20 protein-coding genes and 3 tRNA genes are annotated in these 18,983 nt (G+C 71.5%); 5 read left to right on the top strand and 18 right to left on the bottom strand.

Annotated features, from left to right (window positions below; all coding sequences use genetic code 11):
* Window positions 1-133: 133 nt before the first annotated feature.
* From M3677_RS05975 to tilS, 15 genes are all read right to left on the bottom strand, one after another.
* Window positions 134-1,207, bottom strand: coding sequence for a sigma-70 family RNA polymerase sigma factor (locus M3677_RS05975; RefSeq protein ID WP_209684601.1), 1,074 nt, complete (start codon window positions 1,205-1,207; stop codon window positions 134-136).
* Between the two features lie 346 nt (window positions 1,208-1,553).
* Window positions 1,554-1,685 (bottom strand): hypothetical protein, encoded by a 132-nt coding sequence (locus tag M3677_RS17965; protein ID WP_268746767.1) that lies wholly within the window; start codon window positions 1,683-1,685, stop codon window positions 1,554-1,556.
* Window positions 1,686-1,759: 74 nt separating this feature from the next.
* Entirely contained in the window at window positions 1,760-1,903 is a 144-nt protein-coding gene (locus M3677_RS05980) for a hypothetical protein (RefSeq protein WP_251160029.1), read from the bottom strand.
* Window positions 1,904-1,957: 54 nt separating this feature from the next.
* Complete coding sequence (locus M3677_RS05985; RefSeq protein ID WP_251160030.1) at window positions 1,958-2,161, bottom strand: hypothetical protein; 204 nt, start codon at window positions 2,159-2,161, stop codon at window positions 1,958-1,960.
* A gap of 113 nt (window positions 2,162-2,274) precedes the next feature.
* Window positions 2,275-3,810, bottom strand: a complete 1,536-nt coding sequence (gene lysS, locus M3677_RS05990; RefSeq protein WP_251160031.1) for a lysine--tRNA ligase — start codon at window positions 3,808-3,810, stop codon at window positions 2,275-2,277.
* Between the two features lie 120 nt (window positions 3,811-3,930).
* Window positions 3,931-4,623: a Rossmann-like and DUF2520 domain-containing protein gene (locus tag M3677_RS05995; protein WP_251160032.1), complete on the bottom strand. Its 693-nt coding sequence runs from the start codon at window positions 4,621-4,623 to the stop codon at window positions 3,931-3,933.
* On the bottom strand, window positions 4,620-6,383 hold the full coding sequence (locus M3677_RS06000) for a PH domain-containing protein (RefSeq protein WP_251160033.1): 1,764 nt from the start codon (window positions 6,381-6,383) through the stop codon (window positions 4,620-4,622). The genes M3677_RS05995 and M3677_RS06000 overlap by 4 nt, the downstream gene beginning before the upstream one ends.
* 9 nt (window positions 6,384-6,392) lie before the next feature.
* A complete protein-coding gene (locus M3677_RS06005) occupies window positions 6,393-6,914 on the bottom strand; it encodes a PH domain-containing protein (RefSeq protein ID WP_209684606.1) in 522 nt (173 codons plus the stop codon).
* A gap of 22 nt (window positions 6,915-6,936) precedes the next feature.
* On the bottom strand, window positions 6,937-7,425 hold the full coding sequence (locus M3677_RS06010) for a DUF3180 domain-containing protein (RefSeq protein WP_066651410.1): 489 nt from the start codon (window positions 7,423-7,425) through the stop codon (window positions 6,937-6,939).
* Window positions 7,422-7,955, bottom strand: a complete 534-nt coding sequence (gene folK, locus M3677_RS06015) for a 2-amino-4-hydroxy-6-hydroxymethyldihydropteridine diphosphokinase (RefSeq protein WP_235426411.1) — start codon at window positions 7,953-7,955, stop codon at window positions 7,422-7,424. Before folK ends, M3677_RS06010 begins: the two co-directional genes overlap by 4 nt.
* A complete protein-coding gene (gene folB / locus M3677_RS06020) occupies window positions 7,952-8,341 on the bottom strand; it encodes a dihydroneopterin aldolase (protein ID WP_066651406.1) in 390 nt (129 codons plus the stop codon). Before folB ends, folK begins: the two co-directional genes overlap by 4 nt.
* A complete protein-coding gene (gene folP / locus M3677_RS06025; RefSeq protein WP_251160034.1) occupies window positions 8,338-9,342 on the bottom strand; it encodes a dihydropteroate synthase in 1,005 nt (334 codons plus the stop codon). The genes folB and folP overlap by 4 nt, the downstream gene beginning before the upstream one ends.
* Before the next feature lie 6 nt (window positions 9,343-9,348).
* Window positions 9,349-11,337: an ATP-dependent zinc metalloprotease FtsH gene (gene ftsH / locus M3677_RS06030; protein ID WP_066651404.1), complete on the bottom strand. Its 1,989-nt coding sequence runs from the start codon at window positions 11,335-11,337 to the stop codon at window positions 9,349-9,351.
* A 165-nt stretch (window positions 11,338-11,502) separates the two neighbouring features.
* Window positions 11,503-12,054: a hypoxanthine phosphoribosyltransferase gene (gene hpt / locus M3677_RS06035; protein ID WP_031272831.1), complete on the bottom strand. Its 552-nt coding sequence runs from the start codon at window positions 12,052-12,054 to the stop codon at window positions 11,503-11,505.
* A gap of 9 nt (window positions 12,055-12,063) precedes the next feature.
* Window positions 12,064-13,083 carry a tRNA lysidine(34) synthetase TilS gene (tilS, locus tag M3677_RS06040; RefSeq protein ID WP_251160035.1) on the bottom strand — a complete coding sequence of 340 codons (1,020 nt, stop codon included), beginning with the start codon at window positions 13,081-13,083 and terminating at the stop codon, window positions 12,064-12,066.
* A 51-nt stretch (window positions 13,084-13,134) separates the two neighbouring features.
* On the opposite strand from tilS, the gene M3677_RS06045 reads away from it, so the two are divergent.
* A complete protein-coding gene (locus M3677_RS06045) occupies window positions 13,135-13,626 on the top strand; it encodes an inorganic diphosphatase (protein ID WP_066651400.1) in 492 nt (163 codons plus the stop codon).
* A gap of 119 nt (window positions 13,627-13,745) precedes the next feature.
* Here the strand turns inward: M3677_RS06045 and M3677_RS06050 are convergent, their stop codons facing one another.
* Complete coding sequence (locus M3677_RS06050; RefSeq protein ID WP_251160036.1) at window positions 13,746-15,212, bottom strand: NlpC/P60 family protein; 1,467 nt, start codon at window positions 15,210-15,212, stop codon at window positions 13,746-13,748.
* Window positions 15,213-15,245: 33 nt separating this feature from the next.
* A complete protein-coding gene (locus M3677_RS06055; RefSeq protein ID WP_066651398.1) occupies window positions 15,246-16,529 on the bottom strand; it encodes a M23 family metallopeptidase in 1,284 nt (427 codons plus the stop codon).
* Window positions 16,530-16,784: 255 nt separating this feature from the next.
* On the opposite strand from M3677_RS06055, the gene M3677_RS06060 reads away from it, so the two are divergent.
* From M3677_RS06060 to M3677_RS06070, 3 genes are all read left to right on the top strand, one after another.
* A tRNA-Glu gene (locus M3677_RS06060) sits at window positions 16,785-16,857 on the top strand.
* A gap of 50 nt (window positions 16,858-16,907) precedes the next feature.
* A tRNA-Asp gene (locus M3677_RS06065) sits at window positions 16,908-16,984 on the top strand.
* Between the two features lies 1 nt (window position 16,985).
* Window positions 16,986-17,058: transfer RNA gene (locus M3677_RS06070), tRNA-Phe, on the top strand.
* Window positions 17,059-17,276: 218 nt separating this feature from the next.
* Here M3677_RS06070 and M3677_RS06075 read toward each other — a convergent pair.
* Window positions 17,277-18,287 (bottom strand): aldo/keto reductase family protein, encoded by a 1,011-nt coding sequence (locus M3677_RS06075; protein ID WP_251160037.1) that lies wholly within the window; start codon window positions 18,285-18,287, stop codon window positions 17,277-17,279.
* Window positions 18,288-18,805: 518 nt separating this feature from the next.
* On the opposite strand from M3677_RS06075, the gene M3677_RS06080 reads away from it, so the two are divergent.
* Complete coding sequence (locus M3677_RS06080; protein ID WP_251160038.1) at window positions 18,806-18,958, top strand: hypothetical protein; 153 nt, start codon at window positions 18,806-18,808, stop codon at window positions 18,956-18,958.
* Window positions 18,959-18,983 lie beyond the last annotated feature (25 nt).

The raw sequence follows: 18,983 nt of genomic DNA on the forward strand, positions 1-18,983 counted from the left end.
GGCCCCGGACAGCGAAGTGGCCCGCCCAGGCAGTGCCTGGACGGGCCGTCCCATCACCCCACCGGCCCGCCTTCCCACAGGACGACCCGGTTCCCCGTGCCGACGCTCACGCGCCGGCCGAAGCCTGCTGACCTCAGTCGGTCAGGTACAGCTGCATGTCCTGGCTCACGGCCTTCGCGAACAGGCGCAGCTTGGCACGCGACTCGACGCGGCTGACCGCCTGGCGCGTGGTGTGCACGATCTTCGAGATCTCGTCGAGCGTCATCGGCTTGTCGTCGTCCAGGCCGTAGCGCATGCGGATGACGTTGGCCTCGTCGGTCGGCAGCTCGGAGACGATCGACCGGATGTCGCGGTGCAGGAGCGTCGTCTCGGTCAGCTCGTTCGGGCTCGCGGCGTCCTCGTCCTCGATGAAGTCGCCGAGCTCGCTGTCGTCGGAGTCACCGACGACGGTGTGGATCGACACCGGCTCGTGCGAGCGGCCCTTGAGGTCGAGGAGCTCCTCGGTGGTCATGCTGAGCTCGGCGGCGACCTCGTCGGGCATCGGCGCGCGGCCGAGGTCGACGGTCAGGTCACGCTCGGTGCGCGAGATCTTGTTGATGAGCTCGACGGTGTGCACCGGGATGCGGATGGTGCGCGCCTTGTCGGCGAGACCACGCGAGATCGCCTGGCGGATCCACCAGGTGGCGTAGGTCGAGAACTTGTAGCCCTGCGTGAAGTCGAACTTCTCGACCGCGCGGACCAGACCGAGGTTGCCCTCCTGGATGACGTCCATGAACGGCAGACCGCGCTGCGAGTACCGCTTCGCGATGCTCACGACGAGTCGGAGGTTCGAGGTGATCATGCGCTCCTTGGCGCGCTCACCGTCGCGGACGAGCCAGCGCAGCTCGCGCTGCAGCGTCTTGTCGATGCCGGCCTCGGTGGCGAGCTTCTCCTCGGCGAACAGACCGACCTCGATGCGGCGGGCGATGTCCGCCTCTTCCTCGGCGGTCAGGAGCGAGAGGCGCCCGATGTGGCGCAGGTAGTCGCCGACCTGGTCGACCGAGGCGCCGCGGACACCCGCGAGCTGCTCGTCGGCCTCGACCTCGACGGCGTCGAGCGTGGTGGTCTCCACCGCGGTGACGGCGGTCTTCGCGGCTGCTGCCTTCTTGCTGCGGCGCGCGGTGGTGCCAGTGGTCGTCGTCTTCGGTGCTGCGGTCGCGATCGTCATGGTGACTCTCCCTGCGGTTCGACGGTGATGGCCTCGGTGGGGGGTGTTGACGAGTAAAGCGGTCCCGAGGTGTACCCCACAAACCGATCGGATCGATTCCCAGGGAACGTCGTGCTTCACCCGCAGAACTGTCCCCCGCGGGGTACAGGCCTGGTGTCAGCATGGCCCCGTCGGATGCCCGCGCACAAGGGGATGTCGCCGTGTTTCCGGTGTTGCAGGGATGTTTCATCGACGATCGCAAGCGTGTACCCCGCGCCGCTGCGCCGAGCGGACACGGAAAAGGGGTACGGCGTTCCGGATCGTCGTGATCCGGGTGCCGTACCCCGAAGAGCGCAGGGGCCCGGTGTCACCAGGAGGGTTCGAGCCACCCGTCCCGTCGCTCGGCGACCTCGAGGTCGGCGTCGAGGTCGAACTCGTCGTACTCGCTCTCGATGTCGCCGACGAGGCTGCGGCCGGTGAAGACGTGCGTGATGGACATGCGGACGATGCTCACCCGCGCGGACGACCGCCCGGCGACGACCGGGTGAACGGTCGGTGACCGACGTCGGGCGCTCAGACGTCGACGTCGTCGTCGTCATCGTCCTGCCAGACCGCGTCACGTGCGGCCTCGGGCAGGACGGAGTGCCCGAAGGCGTCCTCGGGGTCGAGATCAGCCGGGTCCGAGGGGGTCGACGACGGCGAGGGACGTGCGGTCACCACGTCACTGCAGCACCCGTCGGTGAACGGGTGGTGACGGACTGCCGGGGAGGGCTACTCCACCGAGCTCGGCGCGGGGGCCGGACGGCCGTGCTCGCGCTCGAAGCGCGCTCGCTCCTCGGCCTCGACCTTGGCGTACGCGGACCGCTCGGTGCGGTCGGCCCGCATGATCGCGCGCATCACGAACCAGAAGATCAGGCCGACGACGACGGTCGGCGTCACGGCGAAGATGATCCCGGTCACGACTCCATCTGGCACCGGAGCATCGTACCTCGCCACGGTGACCGCCACCTGCCCGCGACGAGGACCGCACGGACGGGAGGCGCGGTGCCAGCCGGCACCGCGCCTCCCGTCCGTCTCCGGTCGCGTCCCTACTTCACCAGCGGGAACAGGATCGTCTCGCGGATGCCGAGGCCGGTGATCGCCATGAGCAGGCGGTCGATCCCCATGCCCATGCCACCCGACGGCGGCATGGCGTGCTCGAGTGCGCGCAGGAAGTCCTCGTCGACGCGCATCGCCTCGGGGTCACCACCGGCGGCGAGCTTCGCCTGCTCGACGAAGCGCTCGCGCTGCACGACGGGGTCGACGAGCTCGGAGTACGCCGTCGCGAGCTCGAAGCCGCGGACGTAGAGGTCCCACTTCTCGACCACGCCGGGACGGGTGCGGTGCTCGCGGGTGAGCGGCGAGGTGTCGACCGGGAAGTTCATCACGAAGGTCGGCGCGTGCAGGTCGTCCCCGTGGAAGTGCTCCCACAGCTCCTCGACGTACTTGCCGTGCGTGGCGTGCGCGACCTCGACGCGCTCGGCCTCGGCGAGCGCCACCAGCTCGGACAGCGGGGTCTCCGGGGTGATCTCCCGCCCGGCGGCCTCGGACAGCGAGCCGTACATGTCCATGCGGGCCCACTCGCCGCCGAGGTCGTACTCGGAGCCGTCGGCGAGCGTGACGACGAGGGAGCCGCCGGTGACGGCCTTCGCCGCGTTCTGCACGAGCTCCTGGGTCAGGTCGGCCATCTGCTCGTAGTTGCCGTACGCCTGGTACGCCTCGACCATCGCGAACTCGGGCGAGTGCGACGAGTCGGCACCCTCGTTCCGGAAGTTCCGGTTGATCTCGAAGACCCGGTCGATCCCGCCGACGACGGCGCGCTTCAGGAAGAGCTCCGGTGCGATGCGCAGGAACAGCTCGGTGTCGAAGGCGTTCGAGTGGGTGACGAAGGGTCGGGCCGAGGCGCCACCGTGCTGCGTCTGCAGCATCGGGGTCTCGACCTCGAGGTAGTCGTGCCCGGTGAAGGTCCGTCGCAGCGAGGACATCACGGCAGCACGGGCGCGGACGGTCTCGCGGGCCTGGTCGCGGACGATCAGGTCGAGGTACCGCTGGCGGACCCGGGTCTCCTCGTTCAGCTCGTTGTGCAGGTTCGGCAGCGGCAGGATCGCCTTCGCCGCGATCGCCCACTCGTCGACCATGATGCTCAGCTCGCCACGACGCGAGGAGATCACACGGCCGTGCACGAAGACGTGGTCGCCGAGGTCGACGAACTCCTTCCAGCGGGCCAGGGACTCGTCGCCGACCTCGGCCAGCGAGACCATCGCCTGCACGCGGGCGCCGTCACCGGACTGCAGCGTCGCGAAGCAGAGCTTGCCGGTGTTGCGGGAGAACACGATGCGCCCGGCGAGTCCGACGACGTCCTGCGTCTCCTCGCCCGTCTCGAGGTGCGCGTACTGCTCGCGGACGGCGGGGATCGTCGTGGTGATCGGCAGCTCGGCCGGGTACGCCTCGATGCCGGCGTCCAGCAGCTTCGCCCGCTTGTCGAGCCGCACCTGTCGCTGTTCGCTGGTCTCGGCGGCGGCGAGCTCCTCGGCGGAGGGGCCGTCGCCCGAGGGCTCGGTGGCGGATGCGGTCTCGTCGGTCATGCTGTGCGGCTCCGATGGGGTCGTGGGGATGCACCGATGGTACCGGCCGCTCCGCTCCCGCCGGTCCCCGCGCCGACCCTCGGCGTGCAGGGCCCGCCCGGTGTCGGCGGGGAGCGGGCGCTAGTGGTCCGCCCGACCGTCGGCCGCGGCCAGCGCGTTGTCGACGGCCGAGCGCACGAGGGCGCCGAGCACGCGTCCGGGGCGCTCGACGCCGATGCCGGACAGCGTCCCGGCGGACTGGTCCACGATGGCGGTCGAGAACGACACCGCGGCGCGCACGGCATCCGCGTACGCCGGCCGGTCCTGCTCGGACACGACGAACGGCTCCGCACCCATCTCGACCACGAGCGCCTGGGCGATCGGCAGCACGGGCGCCGGGGCGGTCACCGCGCAGTGGGCGTCCCGGAGCCGGGCGAGGTCGACACTCGTGCCGGTGAACGCCATCGCCGGGTGGATCGCGAGCGGGATCGCGCCGGCCGACAGGGCGGGCCGCAGGACGTCGACACCGTGGTCCGGACTGGTGTGCACGACGAGCTGGCCCGGCTGCCAGATCCCGGCGTCCGCCAGGCCCTGCACGAGTCCGGCGAGCTGGTCGTCCGGGACGGCGAGCAGCACGAGCTCGCTGCGCTCGACCAGGTCGGGGGTCGCGAGGACGGGGGCACCGGGGAGCATCGCCTCGGCGCGGTCGCGGCCCGCGTCGGAGACGGCCGTCACACCGACGACGGCGTGCTCGGCGTTCGCCAGGGCCGCCCCGAGCACCGGTCCGACCCGGCCCGCGCCGACGATGCCGACGCCGAGTCGTCCGGCCCTCACCGGAGCGCTCCGGGCGGCGGCACGTCGGACCAGCGGCCGGGAGGCACGGCCTGCGTCCCCCCGTCGGCCCGCCACGTTCCCGTGGGAGCTGCGTCGGCGGCGGTCGCCACCACCTGTCCGTCCGGGGCGTGTGTGGCGGGGGTGCGGCGGGCCTCCCGGGCGCGCCAGCGGTGCGTGGTGTCGACCGCCGCGGCCTCGACGGCGCGGTGCGCGCTCTCCGACCAGAGGCGCTGGGCGTCGAGCGCGTCCAGCGCGCCGATCCGCGCCGAGACGGGACCGGACACGGTGTGGACGTGTGCGGTCGCGAGCCGGAGCACCCGCTCGAGCGGCCCCTGCTCGACCTTGACGCTCTGCACGCGCGGCAGCGGCACGATCACGAGCGAGCGCCAGACGGCTCCGAGACGGAGCAGCACCGCGCCCTGCACGAAGCGGTAGCCGTTGCGGCGGAACGAGAACGGGCGGAGCCAGGCGCCGCGACGCGGGGAGTGCACGAACCCGCCGCGGTCCCCCGTCGTCGTGAGGCTGTCGTCGACGACGTTGACCGCCTCGGACGAGCCCTCGCGGAGCTCCTCGCGCGACGCCGTCGGTCCGGCGACCGCGGTGCCGACGAGCCCCGGCAGGATGATGTCGAGGACCTCGCGGACGTCCTCGGCGCGACCGACCGGCAGCACGATCGAGGACACCTGCTGGTTGTTCGACGCCCCGTTGCCGGCGTTCGTCGCACGGTTGATGCGGACGTCCCACCAACCGAACGGACGCCAGAGCAGCGGCTGCGCAACGCTCACCGCGTGGATGCGCCCGGGCGGCAGCGTCTCGTTCGACGTCGAGACGAGACCGAAGCCGATCCGGATGCCGTCGCGGGTCTCGGCGATCGTGTACTGCAGCGAGCGCGAGAACTTCCGGACGGTGTAGCCGCCGGCACCGATCACCACCGGGAACAGACCGATCAGGATGCCGTACTCACCCGTGATCGCGATGCTGACGATCATCGCGACGATCACCACGACGAAGAACACCGTCGTCCCGGAGAGCAGCATCGACGCGATCAGGCGTCCGGGGTGCACCTTGACGATGCGCGTCGCGTGCACGGCGGCGGGGTCGAGCTCCGGCGAGAAGAGCTCGCCGACACGGTCCTGCAGCACGCCGTTCGAGTCGCGACGGGCCGTCTCCTCGTCGTCCTGCGCGCCGGAGGCGAGCACGAGGATGCGCTGCCGGAGGTCGTCGGCTGCCCGCGCACCGAGGTACGCGAGCTGCACGTTGGCGTCGTTGCCGGCCTGGGCGATCTCGAGCTTCGCCGTCCCGAAGATCCGCGGGACCACCGGCCGCGAGATGTTGATGCCCTGGATCCGGTCGAGCCGCGCCTTGCGGTGGCTGCGGAACAGCACGCCCGAGCGGACCTCGACCACGTCGCCGGTCACGCGGAACTCGTGCATCCGCCAGGACACGTAGAACAGTCCGATCAGCACGACCAGGAGCACCACGATCCCGAGCAGCACCCAGCCGACGGCGCCGTGCTCCCAGACGTAGCGGACCGGGTCGCCGTCGTCCTGCGGTGCGCCGCCCGGGACGAAGAACTCGAGGAGCTGGTCCCGCAGGTTGTTGAGCACGTACCCGAGGATCACGATGAGGAAGATGCCGCCCTTGAGCAGCGGCGTCAGCGGGTGCAGGCGGTGCCACTCGCCGTCGGTCAGCGGAGCGGCAGCGGCAGCATCGCCACGCCGCGGGGGCGCGGGCGGCGGCGGTCCGGGTCGGAACGTCACGACGACTCCCTAGAGCCCGGCGCGGCGGGACTCGGCGAGCTCGACGAGCCGGTCGCGCAGCTCGTCGGCGTCGGCGGCGGGGATGCCCGGGATCCGCACGTTGGTCGCGGCGGCCGCGGTGACGAACTTCAGCTCGCTGAGCCCGAGGATCCGGTCGAGCGGTCCGCGGTTCACGTCGACGAGCTGCATGCGGCCGTACGGCACCGCGGTGAAGCGCTGCCACATGAGCCCGCGGCGCAGCACGAGGTCGTCGTCGCGCAGGGCGTAGCCGATCGCTCGGACCCGACGGGGCGTCAGGACGGCGGTGACCAGCGCGACGAGGGCGACCACGATCGCGACGCAGCTCCACACCGTGCCGGCGGCGCCCCCGAACCCGCCGAAGAGCGCCGCGAAGAGCACGCACCCGGCGGTCACGACGACCCCGACCACGATCGTGCTGACGAGCTCCGTCCAGACGAGCTTCGGCGACACCCGCGTCCACGTGGTCCCGGTCAGGCCGAGGCCCGGCTCGTCGAGTCGTTCCAGCGGCATCACGGCCTCCTGCGGTCGTCGGTCAGTTCGCCGTCGTCCCACCCCGCGGCAGGTCGTCGTCGTCGTCGCCCGGTGGCGGCGCCATGCACATCCGCTCGGCGACGAGCGCACACACCACGAGCACGAGACCGCCCCCGACCGCGACGGCGTTCGGCAGGACCGAGCCTAGCGGCGGCAGGGCCGACCTGGTCAGGAGGTACAGCAACAGCCCGGCCGCGAACGCCCCGAAGAGCGCACCGGCCAGGCTCGAGGCCTTCGCCAGGACGACCACGCGCGTGGCGTAGAGCGGGTCGACGGGGTGCTGCCGGGTCGCGCCGTCGCGGGCGTGGCGGCGCACGGGTCGAGCCATCGCGACGACCGCGACGCCGATCAGCGCGAGCGTCACGCCGAGGGGCGTCGAGAGCAGCAGGGTGGGCGCCTGGCGCGAGGCCAGGACGGCGTCGAGCGCGAACCCGGCGACGACGGCGACGACCGCGACGCTGATCAGGGTGGAGGCGCGGGTGGGGTTCACGCGGCGGACCCCGACCCGGGCACGGCGTCGAAGAGCCGGGGCTCGTCGACGCGCTCGGTGTCGTCGCCGAGTCCGTCGAGCAGGTCCGCGACGCGTCCAGCGCCGGGCAGGACCGCGTCCGGGTCGGCGTCGAGCCACGGTGCGAGCACGAACGCGCGCTCCCCCGCCCGCGGGTGCGGGACGGTGAGCGTCCCGGAGTCGATCAGCAGGTCGTCGACGGCGATCACGTCGAGGTCGAGGGTGCGGTCGCCCCAGCGGACCTCGCGGGTGCGTCCGTGGTCGTCCTCGATGCGGTGCAGGGCGTCGAGCAGGTCGTGCGGCGCCAGGTCGGTCTCCACCACGACGACGCCGTTGCGGTACCGGGGCTTGCTGTCGTCGAGCCCGTCGAGCGTCAGGGCGACGGACTCGACCTCGTGGCTCGACGCCACCGGCCGGATGCCCGGCACGGCCGCGATCGCCTGCGCCGCGGCCCGCAGGGTGCTCCCGCGGTCCCCGAGGTTCGCACCGAGGGCGATGACTGCCCGGCTCACTCTTCTTCCTCGTGGGACACCGATCCACCGCGGGTGCGGCGGATCGTGATCGAGACGTCGGAGAACGGCACCGTGATCGGCGCCTGGGGCTTGTGCACGGTGACCTCGACCGCGAGCGCCGCCCGGTGGGTGAGGACCGCGGACGCGATGCGCTCGGCGAGGGTCTCGATGAGGTCGACGGGCCCGCCCTCGATCTCGGCCACGACCTGCTCGGCGACGACCCCGTAGTGCACGGTGTCGGCCAGGTCGTCGGACCCCGACGACACCCGGGCGTCGACCTCGACCGCGACGTCGACGACGAAGTCCTGGCCGTCGGCGCGCTCGTGGTCGAACACGCCGTGGTTCCCCCGGGCACGGACCCCGGTCAGTCGGATGGTGTCCCTCACGATCGTGCTGCCCTCCAGGCATCCCAGACGTCGAGCACCGCACGGGTCGGTGCGGGGTCGTGCACGCGCACCCCCCACGCGCCGCGTTCGGCGGCGAGCAGGCTGATGGCGGCGGTGGCGAGGTCGCGGTCGCGCGGCGGTGCGCCGGCAGCACTGCCGACACCGTCGAGGAACCGCTTGCGAGAGGCGGCGACGAGCACCGGCAGGCCGATCGAGGCGAAGCGCTCGTACCCGGCCAGGATCTCCCAGTTCTGGGCGCCGTGCTTGGCGAAGCCGAGGCCGGGGTCGATGACCACCTGCTCCTCGCGGATTCCGAGGACGATCAGTTCGGCGACGCGGAGCTCGACCTCGCGCCGGACCTCCTCGACCGCGTGCGTGTACTCGGCGTTCCGGTGCATCCGGTCGCTGTGCCCACGCCAGTGCATCACGACGAAGCCGGCACCGGTGTCGCGCACGACCCTCGCCATGTCGTCATCGGCGAGGCCGCCCGAGACGTCGTTGACGATCGCGGCGCCGGCCTCGACCGCGCGCTCGGCGGTCGACGCGTTCATGGTGTCGACGCTCACCGCGATGCCCTCGGACACGAGCTGCCGGACGACCGGCAGGACGCGCTGCTGCTCGACCGCCACGGGCACCCGGTCGGCACCGGGTCGGGTCGACTCGCCGCCGACGTCGACCAGGTCCGCTCCGGCGCCCACGAGGTCGCGGGCGTGCGCGATCGCGGCGTCGACCGCCAGGTGCAGGCCGCCGTCGCTGAACGAGTCCGGCGTGACGTTGAGGATGCCCATCACCCGCGTGCGGTCGTCCGGTCCGCCGGCGCTGCCGCTCGACGCGCGGTCACGCCGCCGGCCGGTCACGATCTCGGGCACCGGTGCCGGCGCACGGAGGTCGATCGCGACCGTCGGCGGTTCCGCCGCGGCGGTCCGCGCCTCGTGCTCGGCGGCACGGGCGCGGTCCGCCTCGGCGAGGCGACGGGAGCGTCTCGTCGGCAGGTCGGTCATGCCGGCCTACGCGGGGGCGATACCGGGGTTGCCGAACGGGCGACGACGAGGCTTCGACGACGACTCGGTGTCGCCCTGCTCCGCCGCGGTCGACGCAGCCTTGCCCGGGAACTCGATCGCAGGCAGGTTCGAGACCGGACGACGGTCGCTCGAGAGCCACTGCGGGCGCTCCGGGAGCTTGCGGACGTCCTTGAAGATCTCGACGAGCTCCGGCGCGTCCAGCGTCTCCTTGTCGAGGAGCTCGCCGGCCAGGCGGTCGAGGATGTCGCGGTTGTCGTTGAGCACCTGGTAGGCCTCGTCGTGGGCCGCCTCGAGCAGGGCACGGGTCTCGGCGTCGACCGTCTCGGCGATGTTCTCCGAGTAGTCGCGTCCGCTGCTGCCGCCCATCTCGCGGCCGACGAACGGCTCGCTCGAGCCCGACCCGAGCTTGACGGAACCGACGGCACGGCTCATGCCGTACTCGGTGACCATCTTGCGTGCGGTCGACGTGGCCTTCTCGATGTCGTTCGACGCACCCGTGGTCGGGTCGTGGAACACGATCTCCTCGGCGACGCGGCCGCCCATGGCGTAGGTGAGCTGGTCGAGGAGCTCGTTGCGGGTCACGGAGTACTTGTCCTCGAGCGGGAGCACCATCGTGTAGCCGAGGGCGCGACCGCGCGGCAGGATCGTGATCTTCGTCACCGGGTCGGTGTGGCGCATCGCGGCGGCGGCCAGGGCGTGACCACCCTCGTGGTACGCCGTGATCAGCTTCTCCTGGTCGGACATGATCCGCGTGCGGCGCTGCGGACCCGCCATGACGCGGTCGACGGCCTCGTCCAGGGCGCGGTTGTCGATGAGCTGCGCGTTCGACCGGGCGGTGAGCAGGGCGGCCTCGTTGAGGACGTTCGCCAGGTCGGCACCGGTGAAGCCCGGCGTCTTGCGGGCGAGGAGCTCGAGGTCGACGCTCGCGGCGAGCGGCTTGCCCTTCGCGTGCACCTCGAGGATCTGCTTGCGGCCCTGCAGGCTCGGGGCGTCGACGCCGATCTGGCGGTCGAAGCGGCCCGGGCGCAGGAGCGCGGGGTCGAGGACGTCGGGGCGGTTCGTCGCCGCGATGAGGATGACGTTCGTCTTGCCGTCGAAGCCGTCCATCTCGACGAGGAGCTGGTTCAGCGTCTGCTCGCGCTCGTCGTTGCCACCGCCGATGCCGGCACCACGGTGGCGACCCACGGCGTCGATCTCGTCGATGAAGACGATCGCGGGGGCGTTCTGCTTGGCCTGCTCGAACAGGTCACGGACGCGGCTCGCACCGACACCGACGAACATCTCGACGAAGTCCGAACCGGAGATCGAGTAGAACGGCACGCCGGCCTCGCCCGCGACGGCGCGTGCGAGCAGGGTCTTGCCGGTGCCGGGAGGGCCGTACAGGAGCACGCCCTTCGGGATCTTCGCGCCGACCGCCTGGAACTTCGCGGGCTCCTGCAGGAACTCCTTGATCTCGTGGAGCTCCTCGATCGCCTCGTCCGAACCGGCGACGTCGGCGAAGGTGACCTGCGGGTTCTCCTTGTTGTTCATCTTCGCGCGCGACTTGCCGAACTGCATGACCTTCGAGCCGCCACCCTGGGCACTCGAGAGCAGGAACCAGAACAGGGCGCCGATGATGAGGAACGGCAGGATGATGCCGAGGAGCGACAGGAACCAGTTGCCCTGGTTCACCACGTCGTTGTACCCGTCGGGCAGGTTCGCGTCGTTGACGGCCGAGACGACCTCTTCGCCACGCGGCGTGGAGTAGTAGAACTGCTCCTTCGCGTTGCCGTCCTTGAGGGTCAGGTCGACGCGCTGCTCGGTCGAGTTGACGACCACGGACGAGACCTTGCCGTCGGCGAGCTGCTCGAGACCCTTCTGGGTGTCGATCTGCTGCGTGCCGGACTGTGCGATCACGCTCCAGCCGATGAAGATGCCGACCAGCGCGATGAGCACGTAGAGGTACGGGCCGCGGAAGATGCGCTTGAAGTTCATGTGATCCGGGCGCGATGGCCCGACACCTTTCTCTGCCGGAGTTGCGTGGAGGTCAGCATACGGCGGTGACTCTGTGGCGAGAATGGGTGTCCTCTGCGGGCGAACTCCACCCGTGCCCGGAGGAAGCCGTACGGGCCGCCCGTGGTCCGGACGGCCCGGCGGGCCTCAGGAGTAGACGTGCGGCGCGAGGACGCCGATGCCGCGCAGGTTGCGGTAGCGCTCGTCGAAGTCCAGGCCGTAGCCGACCACGAACGCGTCGGGGATCTCGAAGCCGGCGTACTTCACGTCGACCTCGACCTTGGCGGCCTCGGGCTTGCGGAGCAGCGCGACGATCTCGACGCTCGCGGCACCGCGGGACTCGAGGTTCTGCTTCAGCCAGGACAGCGTCAGGCCGGAGTCGATGATGTCCTCGACGATGATGACGTCGCGGCCGTGCAGGTCGGTGTCGAGGTCCTTGAGGATCCGCACGACGCCGGACGACTTCGTGCCGGAGCCGTACGACGAAACCGCCATCCAGTCCATGCGCGCCTGCATCTTGAGGTGCCGCGAGAAGTCCGCCATGACCATGACGGCGCCCTTCAGCACGCCGACGAGCAACGGGTCCTTCCCCGCGTAGTCACGGTCGACCACCGCGGCGAGTTCGGCGAGCTTCTCGTCGATCTGCTCGGGGGTGAAGAGCACTTCGGACAGGTCTGCCTGGACGTCGGAGAGTTCCACCAGAGCACTCTAACGGGCGGCGAACGCGATGCGCTCGCCCTCGCGCGACGCCCGGACCCCCGGCAGGTCGACCGGGCCCTGCCCGCGCCAGTCGGTCACGAGCCGGCAGACCTCGAGCGTCTGCGTGCGGGACAGCGTCACGCCGAACTCCCCCTCGACCGCCAGGCGGACGAGTCGCTGCCGGAGCGCCGGCGGGTTCGCCAGCAGCTCCGGCACGGAGAGCGAGATGCCTGCCTCGGAGTGCTCGGCGAGGTCCTCCGCCATCTCCTCGGCGAAGTGGTCGAGTGCCGCGGCGTCCTCGCGGAGCTGCTCGGCGGTGCGGGCGAGCGCCTCGGGCACCCCCGCACCGAGCTCCCGCTCGAGCGCCGGCATCAGCGTGTTCCGGACGCGCACCCGTGCGTACGCGGGGTCGTCGTTCTGCGGGTCGTCCCACGGCACCAGGCCCGCGGCGACCGCCGCCTGCCGGGTCGTGTGCCGGCGGACCCCCAGGAGCGGCCGGCCGTACGCCGGCCCGGTCGCGCGTCGCGCGAGCGGCGGCATGCCGGACAGCGCGTCCGGGCCGCTGCCCCGCAGCAGGCCGAGCAGCACGGTCTCGGCCTGGTCGTCGAGCGTGTGGCCGAACAGCACCAGGGGTGACCCGGTGTCGGCGGCGACCTCCGCGACGGCGGTGTGCCGTGCCTCCCGGGCGGCGCCCTCCGGACCACCGTCCGTGCCGACCGCGACCCTGCGGACCGTCACCGGGTCGAGACCCACCGACGCGGCCGTCCGGGAGGCACGGCTCGCCACCGCCTCGCTGCCCGCCTGGAGCGCGTGGTCGACCACGACCGCGCCGGCCCGCAGGTCCTGCTTCGGTGCCTCGAACGCGGTGGCCGCGGCGAGCGCGAGCGAGTCCGCTCCCCCGCTCAGCGCGACCGTGACCAGGTCGCCGCGGTGCAGCAGCCCCTCGTCACGAGCCTGGGCGAGGAGCGTCCGGACCGCCAGCCGGGTCGCGGCGACGGCCGGGTCCAACCGGGGACGCGGAGTGTTCACCCGGTAACGTTAGCCGCGCTTTCTTCCCGCACATGAGACCAGGAGCGCACCATGACCGCGTACGACGTCGTCGTCGAGATCCCCAAGGGCAGCCGCAACAAGTACGAGGTCGACCACGAGACCGGTCGTGTGTACCTCGACCGCGTGCTGTTCACGTCCTTCGTCTACCCGACCGACTACGGGTTCTTCGAGAACACGCTGGCCGACGACGGCGACCCCGTGGACGCGCTCCTGCTGCTCGAGTACCCGGTGTTCCCGGGCGTCGGCGTGAAGGTCCGCCCCGTCGGTGTCTTCAAGATGAGCGACGAGGCCGGCAACGACGCGAAGGTCCTCGTGGTCCCCGCGAAGGACCCGCGCTGGCAGCACATCCAGGACATCTCGGACGTCGACGAGCAGACCAAGGCCGAGATCGCGCACTTCTTCGAGCGCTACAAGGACCTCGAGCCGAACAAGTGGGTCAAGGCCGACGGCTGGGGCGACGCCGCGGAGGCCGAGGCGATCGTGCAGGCCGGCCAGGCCGCGTACGTGCCCGCCGGTCACTGACGCTCGCACGAACGACGGCGCCCGCGCTCCCCGAGGGGAGCGCGGGCGCTGTCGTTCGTGCTGGTCGCCGGTCGCTCGGACTCCGGTCGTCGGTGCCGGTCGCCGGCCGGTCGCTCGGGCTAGAGCGAGCCGCTCGGGCGGGCGACGTACGGCAGGAGCTGGTTCGGCAACCAGATGCCGCGCTCGACCACGCCGACACCGGGGCGGGCGGCCTCGACCATCGTGCCGTAGCTCGTGACGATGCTGTCGTGGTAGGCGCCGGAGACGCTGCCGTTCGACGAGTAGAAGAGGATGTCGCCCGGCTGGCGCTGCGACAGCGGGACGAGCCGGCCGATCGACGCGAAGTGGTTGTACTGCCAGACGACGTTGTGCCCGCCGGTCGCGATGCCCTGCGAGTTGTACGCCATCATCACCAGGCCGGAGCAGTCCCAGGTGCTCGGGCCCGCCCCGCCCATCAGGTACGGCTTGCCGAGCTGGGCGCGGGCGTACGCGATGGCACCGGCGGCCTTCGACGGGCTCGAGACCGGTGCCGGTGCGGGGGCCGGAGCGGGGGCCGGCGCCGGCGCGGGGGCCGGAGCAGGCGCGGGCGCGGGCGCCGGACGTGACGGGGTCGTGTTCGGCTGCGTCGTGCTCGGGCGCGACGGGCTCGTGCTCGGGCGCGAGGGGCTCGTGTTCGGGCGCGAGGGGCTCGTGTTCGGCTGCGTCGTGCTCGGCTGGTTCGAGCTCGGGCGCGACGGCACGGACGGCGACGCGGGGTCGCTGCTGCCACCGGAGTCGCCGGCGCTGGGTGCCGTGTCACGGGAGGCGGCGGCGGTCCTCGCAGCGAGCTGCTGCTCGGCCCGCTTCGCCTGCTGCTCGTTCCAGTACGCCGTCTCGGTCGCCTTGCTCGTCCCCTTGAGGAACGCCAGCTGGTCGAGCACCTCGGACTGCTCGTCCTGCTGCTGCTGCACCCGGGCACGAGCCGAGGCGGACGCGTCGTTGGCGTCGTCGAGGGCACGCTCGGACTTCGTGGTCGCTGCGGCGAGGGCCTTCGTCGCCGCCGACTGCTGCGCGGCGATCGACTCGACGGTGTTCTGGTCGGTCTGTGCCTGCGCGAGCACACGGGCCGAACGCTCGGACAGGTGCGAGACCGTTCCCACGCGGTAGAGCAGGTCCTTCGCGTCCGAGGCGTCGACGAGCATCGAGGTCGACAGGTCACCGCCGCCCGTGCGGGAGAGCTCGACCACGAGCCCGGCGACCTGGGCCGCCGACTCGTCCGCCCGCCGCTCGGCACGCTTCGCCTGCGCCGTCAGGTCGTCGAGGGACGCCTGCGCCTCCTGCTGCTGCGACACCGCCATCGCGTAGTCCTGCGCCGCCTGGAGCTCGGAGACCTCGGCGCTGTCCGCGGCGTCCTGCAGCGTCTGCAGCCGGGCACTCAGCTCGTCCGCCGTCGTCTGGGCCTGCGCCGTGTCGGCCTTCGCCTGGCGCACGTCGTCCCAGCTCGGGGCCGAGGGAGCTGCCTGGGCGGGACCGGCGAGGACGACCGACAGACCGATGCCGAGGACGGCGACGACCGCGGTGCAGCCGGACAGGGTGGAGGGCTTCATGTCTCGCTCAGGGCCTCTCGACGGCGCTGTTGCTCATACCGAGATCCCCCGCGCTGCCATGAAGGGGACCGGGTCGACGGCGGAGCCGTTCACCCGGGTCTCGAAGTGGAGGTGGCATCCGGTCGACCAACCGGTCGAGCCGATCTTCGCGATCTGCTGTCCGGCCTCGACGTGCTGCCCGACGGAGACGAGGATGCCGCCGTCGACGATGTGCCCGTAGGCGGTGGAGATGCCGCCGCCGTTGTCGAGGACGACCTCGTTGCCGTAGCCGCCGCCGTTGGCCGCGAACGTCACCGTGCCGGCGTGGGCGGCGTAGATCGGGGCGTAGCAGGCGGGCGCGAGGTCGACGCCGGCGTGCAGTGCCCGGTAGTGGGTGTACGGGTCGACGCGGTAGCCGTACGGGCTCGTCTGGTACCCGCCGGCGGGACGGACCCACCCGGAGGAGTTCGGGGCCCCGCCGCCGGAACCGCCCTGGCCCGTCGCGGCCGCCTGCTCGGCAGCCTTCGCGGCCGCCGCAGCCCGGGCCGCCTCACGGGCCTTCTCGGCAGCGACGCCCTTGTCGTACTCGGCCTCGACGTCCTTCGCGTTCGTGGTCAGCAGGGTGAGCTGCGCCTCGAGGCGGGCCTTGTTGTCCGCCTGCGCGTCGACCGCGGTCTGTGCCCGGTCGGCGGCGTCCTGGGCCGCCTGCATCTTCGCCTGGGCCGCGTCGGCGAGGGTGCCGAGGGCCTCCTTCGCCTGCTCGGCACGGTCGGCGAGGCCCTGGGCGACACCGCGGTCCTGCGAGGCCTGCGAGTAGATGCCGTCGGCCTGCTCCGTGAGCTTCGACATCGCGCCGAGCTCGTAGAGCAGGTCACCCGAGTCGGACGGGTGCGTGAGGATGTCGGTCGTCACGTCGTTCGCACTCGCGCGACCGAGCTGCGCGGCGAGCTGCCCGGCCTGCTCCTCGGAACGCTTCGCCGTGCGGTCGGCATCGTCCGCCTGGTGCTGCAGCGTCTGCTGCTCGAGCGTCGCCGCGTCGTACTTCGTCTGCGCCGTCTGGTACGCCGTGCCGGCCGCCTCGGACTCCTGCTGCGCGGCCGATGCCTTCGCGGTCAGGTCCTGCAGGAGCGCCTTGATCTCGGTGACCTTGGCCTGCTGGGCGTCCTTCGATGCCTTGGCCTGCTCGACGTCCGACCAGCTGGGGTACCCGGCAGCCGATGCCGCGGAGACCGGGCCGACCGCGGCGAGTGCCCCGGCGGAGAGCACGACGGCGACCGCGGCGGCGATGACGCGGCGGCGGGAGCGGGGGCGGGGGATGCGGTGGGGTGCAGGCGACATGGTCTCGGTTTCGTAACGGTGCGGCGAGGCTCGGGCACGCCACACTGTCAACAGACGCAACAGTAACAACACGGGTCACGGCAGGGACACCCCCGAGCGAGGGCCTCGGCCGCCCATGATGGTCGCACCGAGCGCCCGGCTGATGCCCATCGGGACAGCGCGACACGCCGGGGATGCACGCTCGGGGGCACTCGATTTGTGCATCACGCAGAGCGTCCGTATGCTTGACTCCCGGTAGCGCACGGCGCAGCTTGCGGCCCTATCGTTTAGTGGCCTAGGACACCGCCCTTTCACGGCGGCAGCACGGGTTCGAATCCCGTTGGGGTCACTCCACGTGAGTGAGCAAGCAGCAGTACGACACCGAACACAACACAATATGGCCCTGTAGCGCAGTTGGTTAGCGTGCCGCCCTGTCACGGCGGAGGTCGCGGGTTCAAGTCCCGTCAGGGTCGCCACGGCTGGATAGCTCAGTTGGTAGAGCGTTCGACTGAAAATCGAAAGGTCCACGGATCGATGCCGTGTCCAGCCACGGTGAAGAGCCCCTCACGAGAGTGAGGGGCTCTTTTGCGTTCCCGGCGCGGGCTGCGGGGCTCCCGCGCCCGGTGCTCGGCCGCGCTCGTCATCCGTCGCTCGTCGCACTTCGGCGGCTCGACCTGCTCGCGCACAACGAGAAGCACATCGCGCCACGGACTTCCCTGGCGCGACGTGCTTCCGGTTGTGCAGCGGGACCGCTGCGGCTTCGCAGCCTCAGGCCTCGCGGGTCTTCGGGCTGCTGTCGTTCGTCTTCGCCGGGTCGAGCTCGACGACCGACCCGAGGGCGTCGTCGATGCGGGACATCAGCTCCGCGGGGATCTGCACCCCGGCAGCGCCGGCGTTGTCGTGCACCTGCTCCGGACGCGAGGCACCGATGATCGCCGACGCCACGTTCTCGTTCTGCAGCACCCAGGCCACCGCGAGCTGCGCCATCGACAGGCTCAGCTCGTCCGCGATCGGCTTGAGCTCCTGCACCGCCGAGAGCGTCTCGTCGTTCATGAACCGCTCGATCATCTTCGCGCCACCCTTGTCGTCGGTGGCGCGCGAGCCCTCCGGCAGGGGCTGACCGGGCTGGTACTTGCCCGTCAGGACGCCCTGCGCGATCGGGGACCAGACGATCTGCGAGATCCCGAGCTCCTTCGACGCGGGGACGACCTCGCCCTCGATGACCCGCCAGAGCGCCGAGTACTGCGGCTGGTTCGAGATGAGCTGGAACCCGAGGTCCTTCGCGAGCTCGGCCCCGGCCCGGAGCTGGTCCGCGGTCCACTCCGAGACGCCCACGTACAGCACCTTGCCCTGTCGCACGACGTCGGCGAACGCCTGCATCGTCTCCTCGAGCGGGGTCTCGTGGTCGAAGCGGTGCGCCTGGTACAGGTCGACGTAGTCGGTCTGCAGCCGCTCGAGCGAGCCGTCGATCGACTCGAGGATGTGCTTCCGGCTCAGCCCGGTGTCGTTGTGCCCCTTCGGGCCGGTCGGACCGAAGACCTTCGTGGCGATCTCGAGGGACTGGCGCCGCTCCCCCTTGAGCGCCTCGCCGAGGACGGTCTCGGCCCCGGTGTTCGCGTAGACGTCGGCGGTGTCGAACGTCGAGATGCCGACGTCGAGCGCGGCCCGGACGCAGGCGATCGCCGCGTCGTTCTCGACCTGGGATGCGTGGGTGAGCCAGTTGCCGTAGGTGATCTCGGAGACCTTGAGGCCCGAGTTGCCGAGGTAGCGGTACTCCATGTGCGTGTCACTCCTGTCGTGGAGCGCGTCGGTGCGCCCCGACCCGTGACGGTAGTCCGCGTCGACCGTGCCGCCTCCACCGTTCACTCCGGAGCCGCTACCGTGAAGTATCAGTTGCTCGGGGCAAGACGAAACCCCGGCGATGTGGCCGAGGCCAGTGATCGTTCCGGGGTCTTCGGGAACGATGCTACACGGAGGGGGATCGTCGGTGGAAGGACGGCAGGTCACACGCGACGACGCGCTCGTCGAGGTGCTCACCAGGGAGCGGCTGGCGTCCTACGAGCGATCTGCGGGGCGGGTGGCGGGAGCGCTCCGGCTCTACGAGTGGAACATGCGGGCTGCTGCCGCCGTGACGGAGTTGACCGGTGTCGTCGACGTCGTGGCAAGGAACGCCATGGACACCGAACTGCGGCGCTGGGCAAGATCTCGGCGTCGAGAGGCGACGTGGTTCGACGTCGCGCCGTTGGACGGACCGGGACGCCGCGACCTGGCGAAGGCACGGGCCAGAGCGACGCGCGGTGAGCGGCGCCCGGAAGTGCACGGGGCGGGACCTCCACCGCGACCTCGACGATGCGCTCGAGCTGCTCGGCTGGATCCACCCCGCCGCCGCCGAGTGGGCGGCGGACGTGACGTCGCTCAGCGCGGTCCTCGACGCCCGACCCAGCGGATGAGGGGCAGGATCGCAGGGGCGCGGTG

The sequence above is a fragment of the Curtobacterium sp. P97 genome (genome assembly GCF_023712445.1).
Taxonomy (GTDB): Bacteria; Actinomycetota; Actinomycetes; order Actinomycetales; family Microbacteriaceae; genus Curtobacterium.